This window comes from Streptomyces zinciresistens K42 (assembly GCF_000225525.1).
Taxonomy (GTDB): domain Bacteria; phylum Actinomycetota; class Actinomycetes; order Streptomycetales; family Streptomycetaceae; genus Streptomyces; species Streptomyces zinciresistens.
This window is the reverse complement of the sequence record NZ_AGBF01000128.1, coordinates 1-19,554: the sequence shown is the minus strand read 5'-3', so window position 1 is coordinate 19,554 and position 19,554 is coordinate 1. Positions and strand designations below refer to the sequence as shown.

19 protein-coding genes and 1 pseudogene are annotated in these 19,554 nt (G+C 71.9%); 15 read left to right on the top strand and 5 right to left on the bottom strand.

Going from position 1 to position 19,554, the window contains the following annotated elements:
- A pseudogene (locus SZN_RS26235) lies at positions 1 to 678 on the top strand (serine/threonine protein kinase); the annotation flags it as partial.
- Between the two features lie 111 nt (positions 679 to 789).
- Here SZN_RS26235 and SZN_RS26230 read toward each other — a convergent pair.
- Positions 790 to 1,542 carry an SLATT domain-containing protein gene (locus tag SZN_RS26230; RefSeq protein WP_043733173.1) on the bottom strand — a complete coding sequence of 251 codons (753 nt, stop codon included), beginning with the start codon at positions 1,540 to 1,542 and terminating at the stop codon, positions 790 to 792.
- Positions 1,543 to 1,841: 299 nt separating this feature from the next.
- Between SZN_RS26230 and SZN_RS26225 the strand changes: the two genes are divergently transcribed.
- The 7 genes from SZN_RS26225 (at position 1,842) to SZN_RS26195 (ending at position 8,336) form a co-directional block, all read left to right on the top strand.
- Positions 1,842 to 2,183, top strand: a complete 342-nt coding sequence (locus tag SZN_RS26225; RefSeq protein WP_007500637.1) for a YbaB/EbfC family nucleoid-associated protein — start codon at positions 1,842 to 1,844, stop codon at positions 2,181 to 2,183.
- 92 nt (positions 2,184 to 2,275) lie between these two features.
- The gene (gene recR / locus SZN_RS26220; RefSeq protein WP_007500636.1) at positions 2,276 to 2,875 is read left to right on the top strand and encodes a recombination mediator RecR; all 600 of its coding nucleotides are present in this window, start codon (positions 2,276 to 2,278) and stop codon (positions 2,873 to 2,875) included.
- Positions 2,868 to 3,527: a DUF5063 domain-containing protein gene (locus SZN_RS26215; protein WP_007500635.1), complete on the top strand. Its 660-nt coding sequence runs from the start codon at positions 2,868 to 2,870 to the stop codon at positions 3,525 to 3,527. Before recR ends, SZN_RS26215 begins: the two co-directional genes overlap by 8 nt.
- Positions 3,528 to 3,735: 208 nt before the next feature.
- Positions 3,736 to 5,013 carry an aspartate kinase gene (locus SZN_RS26210; RefSeq protein WP_007500634.1) on the top strand — a complete coding sequence of 426 codons (1,278 nt, stop codon included), beginning with the start codon at positions 3,736 to 3,738 and terminating at the stop codon, positions 5,011 to 5,013.
- Positions 5,010 to 6,062, top strand: coding sequence for an aspartate-semialdehyde dehydrogenase (locus SZN_RS26205; protein WP_007500633.1), 1,053 nt, complete (start codon positions 5,010 to 5,012; stop codon positions 6,060 to 6,062). Before SZN_RS26210 ends, SZN_RS26205 begins: the two co-directional genes overlap by 4 nt.
- Positions 6,063 to 6,465: 403 nt before the next feature.
- The gene (locus SZN_RS26200) at positions 6,466 to 7,146 is read left to right on the top strand and encodes a SigE family RNA polymerase sigma factor (protein WP_007500632.1); all 681 of its coding nucleotides are present in this window, start codon (positions 6,466 to 6,468) and stop codon (positions 7,144 to 7,146) included.
- A complete protein-coding gene (locus SZN_RS26195) occupies positions 7,143 to 8,336 on the top strand; it encodes a hypothetical protein (protein WP_244313420.1) in 1,194 nt (397 codons plus the stop codon). The genes SZN_RS26200 and SZN_RS26195 overlap by 4 nt, the downstream gene beginning before the upstream one ends.
- A gap of 119 nt (positions 8,337 to 8,455) precedes the next feature.
- Here SZN_RS26195 and SZN_RS26190 read toward each other — a convergent pair whose 3' ends face one another.
- Entirely contained in the window at positions 8,456 to 9,247 is a 792-nt protein-coding gene (locus SZN_RS26190; RefSeq protein WP_043733166.1) for an SURF1 family protein, read from the bottom strand.
- 118 nt (positions 9,248 to 9,365) lie between these two features.
- Between SZN_RS26190 and SZN_RS26185 the strand changes: the two genes are divergently transcribed.
- On the top strand, positions 9,366 to 11,201 hold the full coding sequence (locus SZN_RS26185; RefSeq protein WP_043733156.1) for a S9 family peptidase: 1,836 nt from the start codon (positions 9,366 to 9,368) through the stop codon (positions 11,199 to 11,201).
- A gap of 350 nt (positions 11,202 to 11,551) precedes the next feature.
- On the opposite strand, the gene SZN_RS26180 is transcribed toward SZN_RS26185, so the two are convergent.
- Positions 11,552 to 11,965: an NUDIX hydrolase gene (locus tag SZN_RS26180; RefSeq protein ID WP_007500628.1), complete on the bottom strand. Its 414-nt coding sequence runs from the start codon at positions 11,963 to 11,965 to the stop codon at positions 11,552 to 11,554.
- Positions 11,962 to 12,621, bottom strand: a complete 660-nt coding sequence (locus tag SZN_RS26175; RefSeq protein WP_007500627.1) for an NUDIX hydrolase — start codon at positions 12,619 to 12,621, stop codon at positions 11,962 to 11,964. The genes SZN_RS26180 and SZN_RS26175 overlap by 4 nt, the downstream gene beginning before the upstream one ends.
- Before the next feature lie 406 nt (positions 12,622 to 13,027).
- On the opposite strand from SZN_RS26175, the gene SZN_RS26170 reads away from it, so the two are divergent.
- From SZN_RS26170 to SZN_RS26145, 6 genes are all read left to right on the top strand, one after another.
- Positions 13,028 to 13,537: a nucleoside-diphosphate kinase gene (locus SZN_RS26170; protein WP_007500626.1), complete on the top strand. Its 510-nt coding sequence runs from the start codon at positions 13,028 to 13,030 to the stop codon at positions 13,535 to 13,537.
- An 80-nt stretch (positions 13,538 to 13,617) separates the two neighbouring features.
- Positions 13,618 to 13,917 carry a hypothetical protein gene (locus SZN_RS26165; protein ID WP_007500625.1) on the top strand — a complete coding sequence of 100 codons (300 nt, stop codon included), beginning with the start codon at positions 13,618 to 13,620 and terminating at the stop codon, positions 13,915 to 13,917.
- 141 nt (positions 13,918 to 14,058) lie between these two features.
- Positions 14,059 to 14,643 (top strand): hypothetical protein, encoded by a 585-nt coding sequence (locus SZN_RS26160; protein WP_007500624.1) that lies wholly within the window; start codon positions 14,059 to 14,061, stop codon positions 14,641 to 14,643.
- Between the two features lie 39 nt (positions 14,644 to 14,682).
- A complete protein-coding gene (locus tag SZN_RS26155) occupies positions 14,683 to 15,447 on the top strand; it encodes a hypothetical protein (RefSeq protein WP_078508955.1) in 765 nt (254 codons plus the stop codon).
- 2 nt (positions 15,448 to 15,449) lie between these two features.
- Complete coding sequence (locus tag SZN_RS26150) at positions 15,450 to 16,844, top strand: hypothetical protein (protein ID WP_007500622.1); 1,395 nt, start codon at positions 15,450 to 15,452, stop codon at positions 16,842 to 16,844.
- 59 nt (positions 16,845 to 16,903) lie between these two features.
- Positions 16,904 to 17,641, top strand: coding sequence for a class I SAM-dependent methyltransferase (locus SZN_RS26145; protein WP_043733163.1), 738 nt, complete (start codon positions 16,904 to 16,906; stop codon positions 17,639 to 17,641).
- Between the two features lie 161 nt (positions 17,642 to 17,802).
- Here the strand turns inward: SZN_RS26145 and SZN_RS26140 are convergent, their stop codons facing one another.
- Positions 17,803 to 19,488 carry an NAD-binding protein gene (locus SZN_RS26140; RefSeq protein WP_007500620.1) on the bottom strand — a complete coding sequence of 562 codons (1,686 nt, stop codon included), beginning with the start codon at positions 19,486 to 19,488 and terminating at the stop codon, positions 17,803 to 17,805.
- Positions 19,489 to 19,554 lie beyond the last annotated feature (66 nt).

Here is a 19,554-nt window from a genome sequence, read left to right as displayed (position 1 = left end):
CAGCAGCATCCGCAGCAGCCGGCGTACGGCTTTCCGCAGCCCCGGCAGGCCACCCCGCCGTACGGCGGTCCGCCGCTGCCGTACCTGCCCGCCGCCCCGCCCGAGGAGCCCCGGCGCAGCGGACGTTCCACGGTGGCCCTCGTCGCCGTCGCCCTGGTCGTCGCGCTGGGCGCGGGCGGCTCGGTGTACGCGCTGATGAGCGGCGGCGGGGGCGACCGGACCGGGCACGACCCGGCGACCCGCGGCCCGTCCGCGAGCGCGCCCGCCGACGCCCCGGCGCCCGCCGGTCCGACCGCCTCCGCGACCGCCCCCGGCCCGTCCGCGTCACCGGCGGACGGCACCGTCCCCCGCGCCTACCTGGGGAGTTGGACGTCCGTGAGCGGCGGCGAGGACACCCGCCGGCTGACCATCCGCCAGGGCGAGGTGGGAGAAACGGTCCTGTCCCTCGTCGCCGAGGGCCCCGCCGGAACCGGCACCTACCACTGCGAGTTCGAGGCGCCGCTCGCCGGGACGCCGGGCTCCGCGGGCCCGCTGCGGATCGGCCCGTCCACGGTGACGGTGGGGCAGCCGCCCACCTGCTCGCCGGGCGGCGCCACCGAGGTCACCCTGCTGCCCGACGGCAGGCTGGAGCGCCTGGACACGGGCAGCGGGAAGCGGCTGACGTACACCAAGCGGTGAGCGCCGTACGGCAGTCGGCGGCCGGACCGCCGCCCGCCCCTCCTCCGGGCAGCCCCGCACTCGCGGCACCCCCGCTCCGCCCCCGTGGCGACGGCCGGTGGCCGGAATGCCTCAGCGCGGCTCCGGCGGACGCTGGCGGGGCATGTTCGGGCGGGTGCCGTTCGGAGGCGGTACCGGGAACCGGCCCGGTCCGGCCCCCGCGTCCTGGCGGGTGCCGCAGGCCACGGCCGACTGGATGCCCATGGGCGCCGACCCGGTGCGGAACTCCACCATCCAGTCCGCCGTCTCCGCCCGCACCAGCTCGCTCATGTCCTCCGAGAACCGGCGCAGCACCGACAGGCACCGCTCGGCGGCCTCGCTCGCCGTGCCCTCGGCCGGCCCCAGGACCTCGCGCACGCTCTCCGTCGCCCAGTCGAACTGGAGCGCCTGGAGCCGCCGCTGCACGGCCTGCGAGGTGGCGACGTCCCGCATCCACCCCGAGGTCACCCCGAAGAACCGGTCGACCCCCACACACGCCACGGCCAGCAGCAGCGCCAGATATCCCCAGGGCGAGACACCGGTCGCGACCCCCGTCAGGTCCAGCAGCGGCAGCGCCGCGCCGACCACCGCCCCGCCCGCCGCGCCGCCGCGCAGCGCACGCGCGCCGCGCCGCTTCCACACCCGGTCCGCGAGGTACCACGCCGCGGTGTCCAGCGCCCCGCGCTCCACCCACCGGTACAGCTCGTGCAGCCGCACCGCGGGCTCCCCCCAGTCCCCGAGCGGAAACGCCCGCCCCGTCAGATCGCCGGGCCGCGGTCCGGCGGCCCCCTCGCCGCCCCGCCCGTCCTGCGGCGGCCTCTCGGGCTGCATCTCCGGCTGACCCACCCGGCCCTCCTTGCTGATCACGGCGCGTGACAGGGCGTACGCCGGGTACGACCCCCGCGGCGCACGGAACGTCACGCGACACCCGAGGCTGACGCGCCGGCCCCTTTCCTACCGCCCAATGGGTGGCGCGGAGCCGGCTTTCGCGTCCTTTCCGCCCGGAAACGGGCCTTGATCAGGTATAGGGCCCCGGTTGCTCTCACTCGAAAGAGTGCCGGGGCGACGGCCGCTCGGACCACGTAGGCTCGTGCTGAACGGGAAAGCCGAGCAGGAGTCCCCGTACGGACGCAAGGAGCTGAATCGTGATCCCCGGTGGTGGCCAGCCCAACATGCAGCAGTTGCTCCAGCAGGCCCAGAAGATGCAGCAGGACCTGGCGAACGCGCAGGAGGAACTGGCGCGCACGGAGGTCGACGGCCAGGCCGGCGGCGGCCTGGTGCGGGCCACCGTGACGGGCGCCGGCGAGCTGCGGGCCCTGAGGATCGACCCGAAGGCGGTGGACCCGGAGGACACCGAGACCCTCGCCGACCTGATCGTCGCGGCCGTGCAGGCGGCCAACGACAACGCCCAGAACCTCCAGCAGCAGAAGCTCGGCCCGCTCGCCCAGGGCCTGGGCGGCGGCGGCATCCCGGGCCTGCCCTTCTGATTCCCGGGACGTCGGCCGCCCGTCTTTCTCGGACGGGCCGCGGCCAACTACCGTACGCACCGTAAGGAACCACCAGGAAGGGCGGCAGTCCGTTGTACGAAGGCGTGGTCCAGGACCTCATCGACGAGCTGGGGCGGCTGCCCGGCGTCGGTCCCAAGAGCGCGCAGCGGATCGCCTTCCACATCCTCCAGGCCGAGCCCGCCGACGTCCGGCGCCTCGCGCACGCGCTGACGGAGGTCAAGGCGAAGGTCCGCTTCTGCGCCGTCTGCGGCAACGTCGCGCAGGAGGAGCTGTGCGCCATCTGCCGCGACGCGCGCCGCGACCCGGCGGTGATCTGCGTGGTGGAGGAGCCGAAGGACGTCGTCGCGATCGAGCGGACCCGCGAGTTCCGCGGCCGCTACCACGTCCTCGGCGGCGCGATCAGCCCGATCGAGGGCGTCGGCCCGGACGACCTGCGGATACGGGAACTCCTCGCGCGGCTCGCCGACGGCGCGGTCACGGAGCTGATCCTGGCCACCGACCCGAACCTGGAGGGCGAGGCCACGGCCACGTACCTCGCCCGCATGATCAAGCCCATGGGCCTGAAGGTCACCCGCCTGGCCAGCGGCCTCCCGGTGGGCGGCGACCTGGAATACGCGGACGAGGTCACCCTCGGCCGCGCCTTCGAGGGGAGACGACTCCTAGATGTCTGACGCCACGCTGCACGCGACCGAGCACGACCCGGACGACTTCGCGGTCCAGATCGCGGACCAGATCGAGAGCTTCCTGGTCGCGGTGACGGAGGTCGCGAAGGGCGACGAGCCGGGCTCCACCGTGCCCTTCCTGCTGCTGGAGGTCTCCCAACTCCTGCTGGCGGGCGGGCGCCTGGGCGCCCACGAGGACATCGTCCCCGAGGAGCGCTACGAGCCCGACCTGGGCCCGGAGCCGGACGTGGACGAACTGCGCGAGAACCTCGCCCGGCTGCTGGACCCGGTCGACGTCTACTCCGAGGTCTTCGACCCCTACGAGCCCCGCAGGGCCCCGGTCCCGGCCCGGATCTCCGACGACCTGGCCGACGTCATCACCGACCTGCGCCACGGCATGGCCCACTACCGGTCGGGCCGCACCGCGGAGGCCCTGTGGTGGTGGCAGTTCTCCTACTTCTCCAACTGGGGGACCACCGCCTCGGCGACCCTGCGCGCCCTGCACTCCGTCCTCGCCCACATCCGCCTCGACCAGCCGCTGGCCGAGCTGGACGGCCTGGACACCGACCAGGGCGTGGGCGACGAGACGCTGGAGTTCGAGGCCGGCCGCGTCATGCAGCGGGAGATCAGCGAGCCGCTGGGCCTGCGCCAGGCGAAGTAGCGGGCGCGGCCGGGCGGCGGCGCGGCGCGCGCGGCCGGTCCGCGCGGCGTCCCGGCCCGGGTGAGCTGCGCCACTTCTCCGTATGGCCCGACCGCGACCGGGCAGACACCCTCCCGAGCGTCCGGATCTCACCATCTGGGAACCCCGGGGTCGTATGCGGACGCTCGGTAAACTGAGCCGACACACACGGACTGAGCGAGGAGCGCACGTGGGCCTTGTCGTGCAGAAGTACGGAGGCTCCTCCGTAGCCGATGCCGAGGGCATCAAGCGCGTCGCCAAGCGGATCGTGGAAGCCAAGAAGAACGGCCACCAGGTGGTCGCCGTGGTTTCCGCGATGGGCGACACGACGGACGAGCTGATCGATCTCGCCGAGCAGGTATCCCCGATGCCTGCCGGGCGCGAGCTCGACATGCTGCTGACCGCCGGAGAGCGGATCTCCATGGCCCTGCTGGCGATGGCGATCAAGAACCTGGGCCACTCGGCCCAGTCGTTCACCGGCAGCCAGGCAGGGGTCATCACCGACTCGGTCCACAACAAAGCCCGGATCATCGACGTCACGCCCGGCCGCATCCGGACCTCCGTCGACGAGGGCAACATCGCGATCGTCGCCGGTTTCCAGGGCGTGAGCCAGGACAGCAAGGACATCACCACGCTGGGGCGCGGCGGGTCCGACACGACCGCGGTCGCGCTGGCCGCGGCCCTGGACGCCGAGGTCTGCGAGATCTACACCGACGTCGACGGCGTGTTCACCGCCGACCCGCGGGTGGTCAAGAAGGCGAAGAAGATCGACTGGATCTCCTTCGAGGACATGCTGGAGCTGGCCGCGTCCGGCTCGAAGGTGCTGCTCCACCGCTGTGTGGAGTACGCCCGGCGCTACAACATCCCGATCCACGTCCGCTCCAGCTTCAGCGGGCTGCGGGGCACGTGGGTCAGCAGCGAGCCGATCGATCAAGGGGACGAGCACGTGGAGCAGGCCATCATCTCCGGTGTCGCGCACGACACCTCCGAGGCCAAGGTCACGGTCGTCGGCGTACCGGACAAGCCGGGCGAGGCCGCCGCGATCTTCCGCGCGATCTCCGACGCCGAGATCAACATCGACATGATCGTGCAGAACGTGTCCGCGGCCTCCACCGGCCTGACGGACATTTCCTTCACGCTGCCCAAGTCCGAGGGCCGCAAGGCCATCGACGCCCTGGAGAAGAACAAGGGCGGCATCGGCTTCGACTCCCTGCGCTACGACGACCAGATCGGCAAGATCTCCCTCGTCGGCGCCGGCATGAAGACGAACCCGGGCGTCACGGCCGACTTCTTCAAGGCGCTGTCCGACGCCGGGGTGAACATCGAGCTGATCTCGACGTCCGAGATCCGCATCTCGGTCGTCACCCGCGCCGACGACGTCAACGAGGCCGTGCGCGCCGTGCACTCCGCCTTCGGGCTCGACTCCGACAGCGACGAGGCTGTCGTGTACGGGGGCACCGGGCGATGACCCGTCGACCGGCGCTCGCGGTCGTGGGGGCGACCGGAGCCGTCGGCACGGTCATGCTCCAGATCCTGTCCCAGCGCGCGGACGTCTGGGGTGAGATCCGCCTGATCGCCTCCCCGCGCTCGGCCGGCCGCAAGCTGGCCGTGCGCGGCGAGGAGGTCGAGGTGGTGGCGCTCACCGAGGACGCCTTCGACGGGATCGACGTCGCGATGTTCGACGTCCCGGACGAGCTGTCCGCCCGATGGGCTCCGGTCGCCGCCGCGAAGGGGGCCGTGGTGGTGGACAACTCGGGCGCCTTCCGGATGGATCCGGAGGTGCCCCTGGTCGTGCCCGAGGTCAATCCGCACGCGGTGCGGATGCGTCCGCGCGGGATCGTCGCCAACCCCAACTGCACCACCCTCTCCATGATCGTGGCGCTCGGCGCCCTGCACGCCGAGTTCGGGCTGCGCTCGCTCGTCGCCTCCTCCTACCAGGCGGTGAGCGGGGCGGGCCGGGCCGGCGTGCAGACGCTGCGCCGGCAGCTGTCCCTGGTCTCCGGCACGGAACTGGGGACCAGCCCCGGTGACGTACGGCGGGCCGTGGGCGACGACACCGGGCCGTTCCCCGAGCCGGTCGCGCTGAACGTCGTACCGTGGGCCGGTTCGCTGCGCGAGGACGGCTGGTCCTCGGAGGAGATGAAGGTCCGCGACGAGTCCCGCAAGATCCTCGGACTGCCGCACCTGCCCGTCGCGGTGACCTGTGTGCGGGTGCCCGTGCTCACCGGGCACTCGCTGACCGTGCACGCCCGCTTCGAGGGGCAGGTCACGGTCGCCAAGGCGCGCGAGATCCTGGCGACCGCGCCGGGGGTCGTGCTGTACGACGACCCGGAGGCGGGCGAGTTCCCCACCCCCGCCGACATCGTGGGCACCGACCCCACCTGGGTGGGCCGGGTGCGGCGCGCCCTCGACGACCCGACCGCGCTCGAACTCTTCGTGTGCGGCGACAACCTGCGCAAGGGCGCCGCGCTGAACACCGCGCAGATCGCCGAGCTGGTGGCGGCGGAGCTCGCCTGAGCGGACGGTGCCGCCGGAGGGAAATCCCCTGGGATCCGGCGGCCCCCGTTTGTAGGATCCACGTCAGGAATGTGAGCCGAACGATGGTCCGGACCACTTGATCAGGACCGCCGCGGCGATAGAAGATTTTTCTCCCCGCTCTGCAACCGCTTGCAGAGCGGGGAGCGTCTTTGCGGTCGCCCTTTCCGGGGCGTGCGAGGCGCGTTTTTCCGGCGTGGGGACGCCATGAGCGGGCGTGGGGACGCCCGTTCACATGAGACTTGAGGGAAGAGCGGGTAGGCATGAGGGCGTTTGACGCACGGTCGGCCGTGCCGCCTGGCACCGGAGGGCCGACCGCGGGGGCCGCGGCGGAAGTGGTGCACGGCACGTACAACCCTCGTGGGGGGAGGCGTGTCCAACAGGCGTGGCAGAGGTACTCGACTTCAGCGCGGCGACCCGCGGCACGGCCCTGCGGCCGCCCCGCCGGCCCGGCCGGTCCCGCATGTCCGGTGCGCCCGGCGGCATGCCGGTGATCGCGCCCATGCCCGCAGCGCGGCCCGCCCGCATCCCCAGTCAGCGTGACGGCACCGAGGCCGAGAACACCGCGGCGGCCGGCACGACCGTCGACCACCTCACCGAGACCTACCGGGCGCACTACCGCTCGCTGCTGGGCCTCGCCGCTCTCCTCCTCGACGACACCGCCTCCTGCGAGGACGTCGTGCAGGAGGCGTTCATCCGGGTGCACTCCGCGCGCAAGCGCGTCCGCGACCCGGAGAAGACCCTCGCGTACCTGCGCCAGACGGTCGTCAACCTCTCCCGCTCCGCGCTGCGGCGCCGGATACTCGGCCTGAAGCTGCTGTCCAAGCCGATGCCCGACATGGCGAGCGCGGAGGAGGGGGCGTACGACCAGCTCGAACGCGACTCCCTCATCAAGGCGATGAAGGGCCTGCAGCGCAGGCAGCGCGAGGTGCTGGTGCTGCGGTACTTCGCGGACATGACGGAGTCGCAGGTCGCCGAGACCCTCGGTATCTCGCTGGGCTCGGTGAAGGCGTACGGCTCACGCGGCATCGCCGCGCTGCGGGTCGCCATGGAGGCACCGGCATGAGCGAGGACCAGGACGGGCGGCGGGCTCCGCAGGCCGCCCGCGAACCCTCCGCGGACCCGTCCGCGCCCCTCGGGGCGCGGGGGAGCCGGGGACCCGTGGAGCGGCAGGACGGGCGACAGCCGAAGCACTCGCACGCTGGGAACGCAACTGTGAACGACGGCCCCGACGACCAGGGCCCCGACGGGCTCGAATCGGACGAGCTGGCACTGCGCCGCATACTGCACGACGCGGTCCAGGAGATCGAGCCGCGCGACGGCACGCTGGAGCGTCTGCGGCGTGCGGTGCCGGCCCGCCGGGCGCGCAAGAGGCAGGCACTGGTCGGGATGGCCGCCGCGGCCCTGTTCGTCGGCACCGCCGTCCCGGCCGTGGTGCACGTGTCCACCTCCGGCGGCGCCGACGTCAACCCGTCCGCCGCCGGACACGGCGAGCAGGCCCAGGGCGGCTCCGGCCAGGGCAAGGAGACCGAGGGCGGCGGGAGCGGCTCCGGCGGCCCCTCGGGCCGGAACCAGGACCAGGACAAGGGCGGCGGCAAGGAGAAGGACAGGGACGCCGGTTCCGGCGCGGGCTCCGGCTCCGGGGGCGTCGCGGACCCGGCGGCCACCGCGGCGGCCGGTCTCGCGGCCTGTACGGCCGCGCAGTTCGGGGCGCCCGTCGGCTCGGCCGGAGTGCCCGACTCCTCCGGCGCCGTCTACGGCGGCTTCCGCTTCACCAACGCCTCCGCCGCCGACTGCACGGTGGGCGGTCCCGGCTCGGTGAGCTTCGTGGCGCAGGGCGCCGCGGACACCGCCAAGATCAGCACGGCCCGGCACACCGCCGGGGACGCCGCGGCCGGGCTGCCCGACCCGTCGCAGGAACTCGGCGCGCCGGTCCTCAGGCCGGGCGACTCCTACCAGGTCAAGTTCGCCTGGATCCCCTCGGCGACCTGCCCGGCGAACGGCGACAGCGGCGGCGGCACGGGCGGCGGCGACCCGTCCCCCGACCCGACCCCCACCGGCGGAGGCACCGGCAGCACCGACGGCACCTCCACCGGCACCGGTCTCGCGCCGCAGACGCTGCCGCAGAACCCCACGCTCGACGGCAGCGTCGTGGTCGCCGGCACGGCGGAGGCGGGCGCGCCCACGGCCACGGTGACCCTGAACAACGCCTGTGCGGGCGTCATCTACTGGACCGGCGTGCTGCCCGGGGCGTAGGCCCCCCTTCCCCGGCGCGCGGGCCCTTTTCACGGCGGTCGGGGCGTCTGCGCGCGGACCGCACCGTCGCCGCGGGGCGCGGACCGCACCGGGGCCCAGGGGCCCCGGGCGCCCGCGCCTCAGACGCCGGACGGGGCGGGGACGGGCCTCTCGTCCGGGACCAGCCCGAGTTCGGCGTCCCGGACGGACTCCACCTCGCGGCGCACCAGACGGAACCACATGAAGAGCACGAAGGCCGCGAAGACGAACCACTCGCCGGTGTAGCCGAGGTTCTGGAACGCCTTCAGGGTCAGCCCGGTGTCGTTGGGCGCGGCGGCCGGGACCGCCGTCATCCCCGAGTCGGCGGTGCCGAGGGTGACCCAGGCGTCGTAGATCGCGTACGGCACCAGGTTCACCAGGGACGCCGAGCTGATCGCGGCCGTCTGGCCGGCGGGCAGGCCGCCGCGCGCGCTCACGCCGTTGTCCCCGGGGACCTCGGGTGCCTGGAGGGCTCCGGCGACGGTGACCTGGCCGGCGGGGGCCGCGGGCGGCTCGGCGCGGGACGCGTCGCCCGGCAGCCAGCCCCGCACGACCGGCAGCGCCCTGCCGCCGTCGGTGCGCAGCAGCGTCAGGACGTAGTAGCCCTGCCGGCCGTCGAGTTCGCGGTCGGGGACGAGCAGCTGTTCACCGTAGCGTCCGCTCGCGGTGACCTGCTTGCCCGAGGTCGCCTTGTCCACCGGCAGCAGCTCGGCGAACGGGCGGGCGGGGGCGCGCTCGGCCGACACGGCCTGCGCGCCGGCGCCGCGCTCCTCCTGGACACGCGCCTCGAAGCGGCCCAGCTGCCAGAACCCCAGGTACAGGCAGAAGGGGATGGCGAGCAGGACGAAGACGTTGATCCCCCACCAACGGGGCGTCAGCAGAAACCGGTACACACCTGAACGGTACGGGGCGCCGTCCGGGAGGCGGGGCCCGGGGTCCGCCTCCGTGAAGTTGTCCACAGGCTGGGGACCTCTCGGGCGGATTGTCGGCCGGGCCGGGCACTATGGGGCCATGACTGAGAGCCACGGGTCCGATTCGCGGGATCACCACAAGCAGGACGAGGCCGTGCCGGACTGGGAGAAGCGCTTCCGGGCGCCCCGGGTGTCGCTGCCGGACTGGGCGGAGGACGCCCCGGACCACTCGCTGTTCGTGTCGAACGCCACGGGCACCTACGAGCTGTACGCCTGGGACCGGGCCACCGGCGAGCAGCGCCAGGTCACCGACCGGCCCAACGGCACGACGGACGGCGTGCTCACCCCGGACGGCGCCTGGATCTGGTGGTTCGACGACAAGGACGGCGACGAGTTCGGCGTCTGGCGCCGCCAGCTCTTCGGCGGCGGCGAGGACGAGCTCGCCGCCCCGGGCCTCGACCCGTCCTACCCCGCCGGTCTCGCCCTGGGCCGGGACGGCCGTACGGCGGTCGTGGGCCGCTCCACGGACGAGGACGGCACGACGATCCACCTGGCCCGCGCCGGGGAGTCCCCGGTGGAGATCTACCGCCACCGCGAGTCCGCGGGCGTCGGCGACCTCTCGCACGACGGCACCCTGATCGCGGTCGAGCACACCGAGCACGGCGACGCGATGCACTCGGCGCTGCGCGTGCTGCGCCCCGACGGCACCGCGGTCGCCGAGCTGGACGACACCGCGGGCGGCACCGAGGAACTGGGCCTTGAGGTCCTGGGCTTCGCCCCGGTGGACGGGGACAGCCGGCTGCTCATCGGGCACCAGCGGCGCGGCCGCTGGGAGCCGCTGGTGTGGGACGTGGCCACGGGCGAGCAGCGCGACCTCGCGCTGGACCTGCCCGGTGACGTGAGCGCGGAGTGGTACCCCGACGGCAGCGGCCTGCTGATCGCGCACGGCTTCGAGGCCCGCAGCGAGCTCTTCCGCTACGACCTGGCCGGGGGCCGGCTGGAGCGGGTCGCGACCCCGCCGGGCTCGGTGTCGGGGGCGACGGCCCGCCCGGACGGCGCCGTGGAGTACCTGTGGTCCTCGGCGGCGGAGCCGTCCGCGGTGCGCTCGACGGCGGGCGGCGTGGTGCTGAGCCCGCCCGGGATGAAGTCCCCGGGCTCGGTGCCGGTGCGGGACGTGTGGGTGGAGGGCCCCGGTGGGCGCATCCACGCGCTGGTGCAGCGGCCGGCCGGCGCCGAGGGCCCGCTGCCCACGGTGTTCGACATCCACGGCGGTCCGACCTGGCACGACAGCGACGCCTTCGCGGCGGGCCCGGCGGCCTGGGTGGACCACGGATACGCGGTGGTGCGGGTCAACTACCGCGGCTCGACGGGGTACGGACGGGCGTGGACGGACGCGCTCAAGCACCGGGTCGGACTGATCGAGCTGGAGGACATCGCGGCGGTCCGGGAGTGGGCGGTGGCCTCGGGCCTCGCCGACCCGGACCGGCTGGTCCTGACCGGCGGTTCCTGGGGCGGCTACCTCACCCTGCTCGGCCTGGGCACCCAGCCCGGCGCGTGGACGCTGGGCATCGCGGCGGTGCCGGTCGCCGACTACGTCACGGCGTACCACGACGAGATGGAGGCGCTGAAGGCGATGGACCGCACCCTGCTCGGCGGCACGCCGGAGGAGGTGCCCGAGCGCTACGAGGCGTCCTCGCCGCTGACCTACGTGGACCGGGTGACGGCACCGGTCCACATCTCCGCGGGGGTCAACGACCCGCGCTGCCCGATCCGGCAGATCGACAACTACGTGAAGCGGCTGGAGGCACGCGGCGCGGTGCACGAGGTGTACCGCTACGACGCCGGCCACGGCTCGCTGGTGGTGGACGAGCGCATCAAGCAGGTCCGCCTGGAACTGGACTTCGCGGACCGCCACCTGAGGGGCGCGGGGGCGTAGCGCGGTCGGCCGCGGACACGCGGCCCGGGGGCGCCTTCCCGGGCCGTGTGCCGCCTGTGGCTTCGTCCCGGGAGGGTTCAGCGGCTCACGGTGACCGGCACGGTTACCCGAGCGGTGCGGGGAGGGAACCCCTCACGTGGCGCAGCCGATCACCCGAGTGCGCTCGGTACGCGGACACTGCACCAGCCTGAGCCGCTGTCAAGTCGCCCGCGAACCGCAGCCACTCCGCACGGTCCGGACGGGCGTCTGCCTCACCCGTCGTCTCGACATGCGGCAGCCGATGTCCACTCGGCGAAGCACCACAAGGTCTCGGTGCCCTTCGGCGCCCCTGCGGCGGCGGCTGAAGTCGCTTATGCGGACAAGGCCCCGTCGAGGTAGTCCTGCACCGGCTCGAACAGCCCGTACGGCACGTACTCGGGGATGTCGCCGTGGGCGACCCAGGCAAGCTCAGCCAGCTCCTCGGTGTCGGCGACGTGAGCTGTGCCGCCCAGGATCTGGCAGGCGGTGTAGGACATGAGGCGGCCTGTCTTGGGGTGGACGCGCTCGCCGAGCAGCTTGACCGCCTCAACGGTCAGCCCTGTCTCCTCCTGGGTTTCCCGTACGGCGGCGGCCTCACGTTCCTCGCCGGGTTCGACCTCGCCGGCGGGGAACTGCCAGGAGAGCTGCCCCTCGCTCACCCGGCGGCGGACCATGAGCACACGGCCCTCGTGAACGACGATGGCGGCGGCGATGCCAGGCCGCTCGTCCGTGGTCTGCTGCGTCACGTCTGCTCCTCCAGGGCGGCCAGGACGGGTGGGAAGATCGTATCGACGGAGATGAAACGGGGCACCGCGTTTCTGGGCACCCACATCACGTCGATGTTCTCCGCGGTGTCGCTGTTGGTGGCTTCACCGGCCAGGTACTCGCAGAGGAAGTACTCACACAGGACGCGGGTGGCCGGGTGCAGCCGGTTCCCGAGATGCTTGCGTACCGCGCAGTGGACCCCTGTCTCGTCCAACGTCTCGCGTACCGTGGTGGTCTCCGCCTTTCCGCCGGGCTTGATGACTCCAGCCGGGAACTGCCACGTGATCCCCGCAGCGTCGCTGTCCCGACGGCAGACCAGAAGGACGTCGCTGTCGCGGACGACCACCGCGATGGCCACACGCAGTGCCTGCGCACCGGGTGGGACTGAGCCTGACGGCGGCTGCTCCTTCGCCAGCAGAAGCGCGAAGCGCTGACGTACGGCGGGCGGGGCCTGCTCGTGCGCCGTGTCGAGTAGCTGCTGCATCTCCCGGCGAGGCATGACAGACGGGTCGGCATGCCAGGCCGCCACTGTCCTGACGGCAATGCCCAGATGAGCGGCGAACTGTTCGTTCCCGAGCCGCAGAGCGGACTGCAACAGGCACGCGTACCGGCCAGTCCAGCGCTCGACCACGTCCACGAGGACTGCCCCCTCATCGCTGTCTCAGTGCAGGAACTCCGTCAGGCCGTACTGCACTCCTACTGCACCGGCACTGCATTGGCTCGCGCGAAGAGCGCCGGAAGAATCGAAGTCATCGGGAGCCGGGGAAGCCACTGCTCGTAGCTCGGCTCCTGGGAGAAGTGCAAGAGGCGCGAGAGCGCCGGACGACCGCAGGGAGATTCTAGGTGCGCACGCTCAGCGGATAACAGATAACGGCAAGTTGGCCAGATCAGGACGCTGGCGAACCGGCCTCCCTTCCACGCGGATGATCGCCCTGCCGGGGCCTTGACCGCACGTCTGAATCATCCGGTCAGCGCCGGTAACCTCAACGGACGACTGCTGATAGCACGTCATGTTCGTTATCTGGTACGGCGAAAGGGAGCCAATGGCCGAGGTTCAGGCACACACGGTCGAGCGCACGCTCGTCCTGCTCAAGCCCGATGCGCTGGCGCGTGGCCTGGCGGGAAGGATCATCTCGCGGTTCGAGGACGCCGCACTGAAGATCGTCGGCACGAAGATGAAGTGGATGGACGAGGAGTTCACCCGCAAGCATTACTTCGACCTGGAAGAGCGGCTGGGGGCCGAGGTCTACAACGTCACCTCGACGTTCATGCAGCAGGGACCGGTCATCGCCCTGGTGCTGGAAGGCTTCGACGCGATCGCGACGGTCCGCAAGATCGTCGGCAGTACGTACCCGAACCAGGCTCCGGCCGGCACGGTGCGGGGAGACCTCTCCCACTACAGCTCGGCGGCCAGCACCGCCTCCGGCAAGGCGGTCGCGAACCTCGTACACGCCTCCGGAAACGCGGACGAGGCCAAGCAGGAGGTGGAGCTGTGGTTCGACATGGGCGAACTGCAGGACTACAAGACGCTGGCCGAGATCTACACCTACTAGCAGCGGGTCACGGCGTCACCGCAGGGACGCCTGGACGTTGATCACCACTGGGGCACGACCGTTTGAACCGAGAGGGCACCATGACCAACCAGACCCGCCTTGCCTCCACCGGCGAGCTGGAGTCGATCTTCCAGCGCGAGCTGGCGACCGACCGCTGGGCGGCCACCGAGACCGCGTATGCCTTGGCCGTACGCCATCGCGACCTGGGTGACTGGCCCGCGTCGCGCGAGTGGGTCGAACAGTGCCTGCGTCTGCTGGAGGGCTTCCCCGGCGAGACGGAGGAGCAGGTCGCCACCACCCGTATGTCTGTGGGCGGCGTCTCCCTGCCGACCTACCTGCACGCGGGTGTCGTCGAGGCGCGCTTCGGCGACCTGAGCTGAGACCTGCTGACTCACCTGGGTGATGCGGTCGGCACGCATCACCCAGGTTGACCACCAACCTCATAGCGGCGCCCGACCGGACAGCCTCAGCACGACGGGGTCCGGCTGGCTCCGCCATGCCCGAAACAAGGAGACAGGCCCGTGGCCGTCGAGATCGAGATGCGTGCCCGCTTCAACAAGGAGATTCACGACCAGCTCGTCTCCCGCCTGAAGAGGGACGGCGAAGACCTGGGCCCCGACGACAAGCACATCTACTTCTACGCGCTGCCCGAGCAACTCCTGAAGGTCACGGACAACACGGCTGCCGGCACCGCCAAGATCACCCTCAAGGGGAGCAGGATCGGGCAGGGAGCGGCCTTCGCGGAGACCGAGTTCGCCATCGCCCCCGCCGACGTTTCCGCCGCGGTGCGGGTATTCAACGCCCTCGGGTTCGAGACGGCCATGCACGAGGCGTTCAACTTCCGTCACAACTTCCGCTTCGGCGACGTCGAGATCGCGGTCAAGTGGAGTGAGGCGTGGGGCTACCACGCCGAGTTCGAGGTCCTGTTGGAAGACGGGGCATCGGGCGCCGCCCGTGCCGAGGCCGAGGCCAGGATCACGGACGTCGCTGTGGCGCTCGGCGTGGCCCTGATGACGGAGCAGGAGTTGGCCGACTTCACCGCCGCCTTTGAGGCCGCTCAGAAGGAACGCAAGGAGCGCGAACAGCAGGCCGCGCCGATCCGGTAGGGAACATCACCGCGGAGACCACCAAGGGGGTGGGCACGAGTGAGCACGACCCCGTTGACCGCAAGTCTGATCGACCTGGCTGCCCGAGGGCAGCTCCCGCTCCACCAGCACATGGACCACGCCACCGTCGCATGGATCAGCGACCACAGGCCCAACCTCCCGCCGACGCTGGCGCCGGTCCTGCGCCCGCAGTCGAAGGAACTGCTCGTGCACGGCGGAATGCCGACACAGTGGTGGGCAGACCCCCGGCTGTACACGTCGCTCCACGGCGTGCGGCATGCCATGAGGACGGCGGCGCTCGCCGCCGTCCTCGCCGAGGCGAACGGCCTCGGCGACGCCGACGCCACCACGGTGATCCTCGCCGCCGCCGTACATGACTGCCAGCGGCGCAACGACCAGGAGGACCGCGGGCATGGCGCCCGCGCGGCCGTCTGGCTCGCGGCGAACGCCGACACCGTCTGGGGCCACTTCGGTCTCGCCGCCGCACCAAGGCGGATCGTGCAGGCGGCCGCGGCCGTACGGCTGCACGACCTCCCGTACGAGGAGTTCGCGGCCGACGACAAGGCCGACCACGCCCGCGCCGAGCGCATCACCGACGTGGTCAAGGCCGCCGACGCCCTGGACCGCTACCGCTTGCCCAAGCTTGAGTGGTGGCCCGACTCCCAGTACGTCCGGGAGCCCGTCTTCGACCAGTTGCGTGGGCTCGCCTTCGACTTGGTCCTGGTCTCGGAGCGGGCTTACCTCACCGGGGCCAGTGGTCCCTCAGCCGTCCGCTACGCGCTCGCCGAGAAGGGCCTAGTCTGACCATGGACTTCCTCGACGCCTACCACCTGTGGGCTGATGCCCACGCCTTCTTCGACTCCGCTCTCATACCGAGCGTCACCAACCACGCCGCACCACTCGACGCCAAGACCACGGCCTGGGACAGACGCCTTGCCGAGGACACCCCGAACGGACACCTGCTGCGGCAGAACGCCCTCTTCGAGTCCCTGAGCGGCAACGGCAAGCTGCACCTGCTGCACGTCACCCACGCCCTGGAGGAGATCAGCAGGCAGGGGGTCCTCTACCCATCGGGCGGATGCCTCGTCGGCAGCATCTACTGCGCGCCACTTACCGCGACCGACCGGGGCCTTCGGATGCACAACCTCGGTTCCTACGTCCTGACGAAGGAAGCGCCGGCCTTCCTGTCCAAGCTCGGCGTCACCGATCGCGTTCCCACCCCGTTGATCTTCGAGATCGACACTCCGCCACAGGCGTACCGCGGACTCGCCGGCGTGGACTACCTGCGCCTCGGCCTCATCCACTTACAGATCTACAGTCACCTCGAATACCTGCTGAGCAAGAACGAACGGCACCAGCTACGCGAAACCGTCGTCAGCCGGGTCAAGAACTCGGCCGCATTTCTTGCCACCACTTCCGGCGTCGTCTACCGGGGCACGCGGGTCGACGCCGAGCCGTTTCTCAAGCTGCTCGACGAGACGATCCCCCGCCTGCCGATCCTCGGCTACCTCTACTTCGAAGCGGTCGCCGAGTACCTGATGCTCCACTCGACCTCCCGCCACACCCGGCGCCTGGCCGAACTCGGCGAGCTCAACAACTGGCTCTACAAGGAGATGCTGTTCGCCTCCTTCCCCGCGATGGCAGGCAAGTTCGACCTGGCCAAGTTCCGTCCCCGTCCGAAGCAGCTGGCCGCGCTCATCCACCGAGTCGACCCGACCATCGACACCAGCCACGCGAGCGCGTACCTGTTCGAGCGGATCAGCTACCTCGTCGCCGCCCGCCTCTTCGTAGCCGGTGAGATCCCCGAAGCCTGGCACCACACGCGCTGGGAGTTCGACTCGCTGGCCACCCAGCTCGGACCGCTCCTCGGCCACCTCATCCACCGGGAACTGCGCACCTTCGGTCGCTACCCCGACTTCTACTTCTACTTCGACCAGCACAAGGCGTTGCAAGCCTGGAACTACTGGAATCACATGGACATCGTCGCCCCGTTCAACGGCACGATGCCCAAGGGTGAGATCGGTATCAACCCGGCCTACCCGGACCTCGAATACCGCGTCTGGCGCGCGGAGCAGGACGACGTCGGCTACCTGCAGCCCGCCGAAGAGCTTGCGCTGACCATCGCGCCGCGGCTGGTGGACATCAAGTACACCCTCATGCGCAACAACCAGTGGGCAGCTCCCGCACCCAGCGCTGCCTGATCACGTCGCCGATCGCGGCGGACTCCACCCCGAGCAACCTCACACGCAGGAGATCCGTGATGAGTCCATCCGGCATGCCCTCCATCGACCTTCTCAGCGAGCAGATCGCCTCCGTCCTCGCCGATCCCGCCACCACCCACGGCCTCGGCCGAGCCCTCCGAGCCGCGGCCAAGGAGATCGAACTCCACCGCTACCACCACTCCAGCCGCGGCGCCTGGCCCAACGGCCGCATCGACGACAAGCCCGACCGGGTGCAGATCGGTGGGGGAGGCCACCGCATCGAGGGGTTCTTCAACATCGACCTCGTCCCGCCGGCGGATCTCCTGTGGGACATCCGCGAAGGCATCCCTCTTCAGGACGACAGCATCGCCGAGATCTTCTCGGAGCACTTCCTGGAGCACATCGACTACCCGCGCTCCGCCAAGCACTACATCCGTGAAGCGCACCGCGTCCTCATGCCGGGCGGCCAGATCATCACCGGCGTCCCCGACGCCGCCTTCGCCCTCAACCAGTACCCCGGCCCCCTCAACGCCTCCGACGTGACGATCGAACGCTGGTACGCCAAGCGCGACTGCCGCGACGACATCAACACCCGTCTTGACCTTGTCAACCTCGTCTTCCGAGACCAGGACGACGACCCGACGTACACCCCGCACCTGTGGGCCTACGACCACGAAAAGCTCGTCCAGCTCTTCACCGAGGCCGGCTTCACCACCGTCGAGCCCTGGACGTTCGACCCCAGCATGGCCAACCCGAAGCGCCGCTCGGGCAGCGTCTACGTCCTCGCCACGAAGTAGGCCACAGGCCGCCTGGGCCCGCATGTCCCGGCTCGAAGACCTCCGCCGCGAAGTCCTTCAGATCACACCGGGCTGCGGCCGGCTCTCCTACCCGTCACACCCGGGTCACCGCCGCACGCGATCAACGCGGGACGCCATCGGCGAATGAACCCGGCCAAGCACTACCAGCCGCTTGCCCGGGGCCCCCTGCCCAGTAGTTCCGCGAGGCCGCGGCGGGTGGCGGCCAGGACGACGCGGTCCTCCTTGCGCAGGACGTGGTCGTCGGGCAGGTCCCAGATCCACCCGGAGGTGCCGTCGGTCCTGCCCTCCTCCAGTGCCTCCTCCACGGCCGGCTGGCCGTCGCGGCGTTCGGCGGGCGGGGTCCGGTCCAGGGCCAGGACGCGCCAGGCGCCGGGCCGGAAGGTCTGGGCGACGGTGCGGTCCTCCAGCTGGGGATGCCCGGCCACGTCCAGCGCGGCGAACAGCAGCACCCGCCGCTCGACGGGAAGGGCGCCCAGGATCTGCCGGCCCAGCATCGCCCCGGCGAACGAGGGGGCGGCCAGGTGCGTCACGCTGCGGCTGCGGGTGGAGGCGTGCGGATGGGCAGCGCGCAGGGTGCGGTAGACGGCGGTGGCGAAGTCGTCGTCGTACAGCCGCAGGACCACCCGCAGGTCGGGGCGGACCGAGCGGGCGTACAGGGCCGCTTCCAGGTTGGTCGTGTCCGCGCTGGTCACCGCGAGGAGCGCGTGCGCCCGGTGGATCTTCGCCGCCTCCAGGACGCCTTCCTGGGTGACGTCCCCGAGCACGACCGGCACCCTCAGCCGGCGGGCCGTGGCCATGCCGCGGGCCTCGGGGTCGGCCTCGACGCACACGACCGGGATGTGCAGTTCCCGCAGCCGGGTCAGCACCCGGGTGCCGATCTTGCCGAGGCCCAGCAGTACGACGTGGCCGCCCAGCCCGCGCGGCGGTTTGCGCAGCGCGGACGCCGAGCGGAAGGTGCCGAGGGCCTCCAGCACCGCGGCCAGCAGCACCGGGAGCAGCAGCAGGCCGGTCAGCCCGGCGAGCAGCTGGAGGATCTGCCGGGCCAGGGACTGGTTGAGCGCCGGGTTGTTGATGGCGAAGAGGTCGAGCAGGGTCATGTAGGTGGCGTACAGAGGGTGTTCGCCCGTGACCAGGGTCAGGGCGACGGCGAGCGCGGCCACGCAGCCCGCCAGTCCGGCCAGGGTCCACCGCAGCCGCCGGGAGAACAGCGAGGCGAAGGAGGGGACCCCGCCGCGCGCGGAGCGGCCGGAGGGCATCGCGGGGCCGGCGTAGGACACCTGTTCCAGGACGACCGTGCCGCGGCCCCGGGCCGCCGCGACCTCGGCCGCGTCGGGCAGCAGCAGCGGGCCCTGGTCGCCGCTGCCCTCCGAACCGTCGGCGCCCGCCGGGTCGCTGCCGGTCGCGGAGAGCAGGGCGAGGGTGGCGAGCCCGGCGGGGGCGCCGCGGCCGGGGCGCGGCGGGCGCTCCACCGCGCGCAGCAGCAGCCCGTCGGTCTGGACGACCTTGGTGGTGCCGGCGACGGCCGTCGCGGCCAGCGCGGGGGCGGCGGTGTCGGCGTCGGAGAGCACGGTGGTGGAGGCGTCCAGGGCGGCGTCGCCGGAGCCGGTCGCCAACGCGGCGGCCTGGTCGAGGAGTTCCTCGATGTGCTGGCCCAGTCTGCGGTTGTACAGGCGCAGTACGAGCCGCAGCCGGGGGTTGAGGCGGCGGGCGGTGAGGGCGGCGCGGATGTTGGTCTCGTCGTCGTCGTAGACGAGGGCGAGGGCCGCCGCCCGCTCCACGCCCGCTTCGGCGAGCGCGGTCTCGGTGGCCTCGGCGGCCTCCACCACCCGGATGCTCCCGGCGGGCTCGGGCCGCCGCCCGCGCCCGCGCCCGCCCGGCCCACGGCCGCGCTC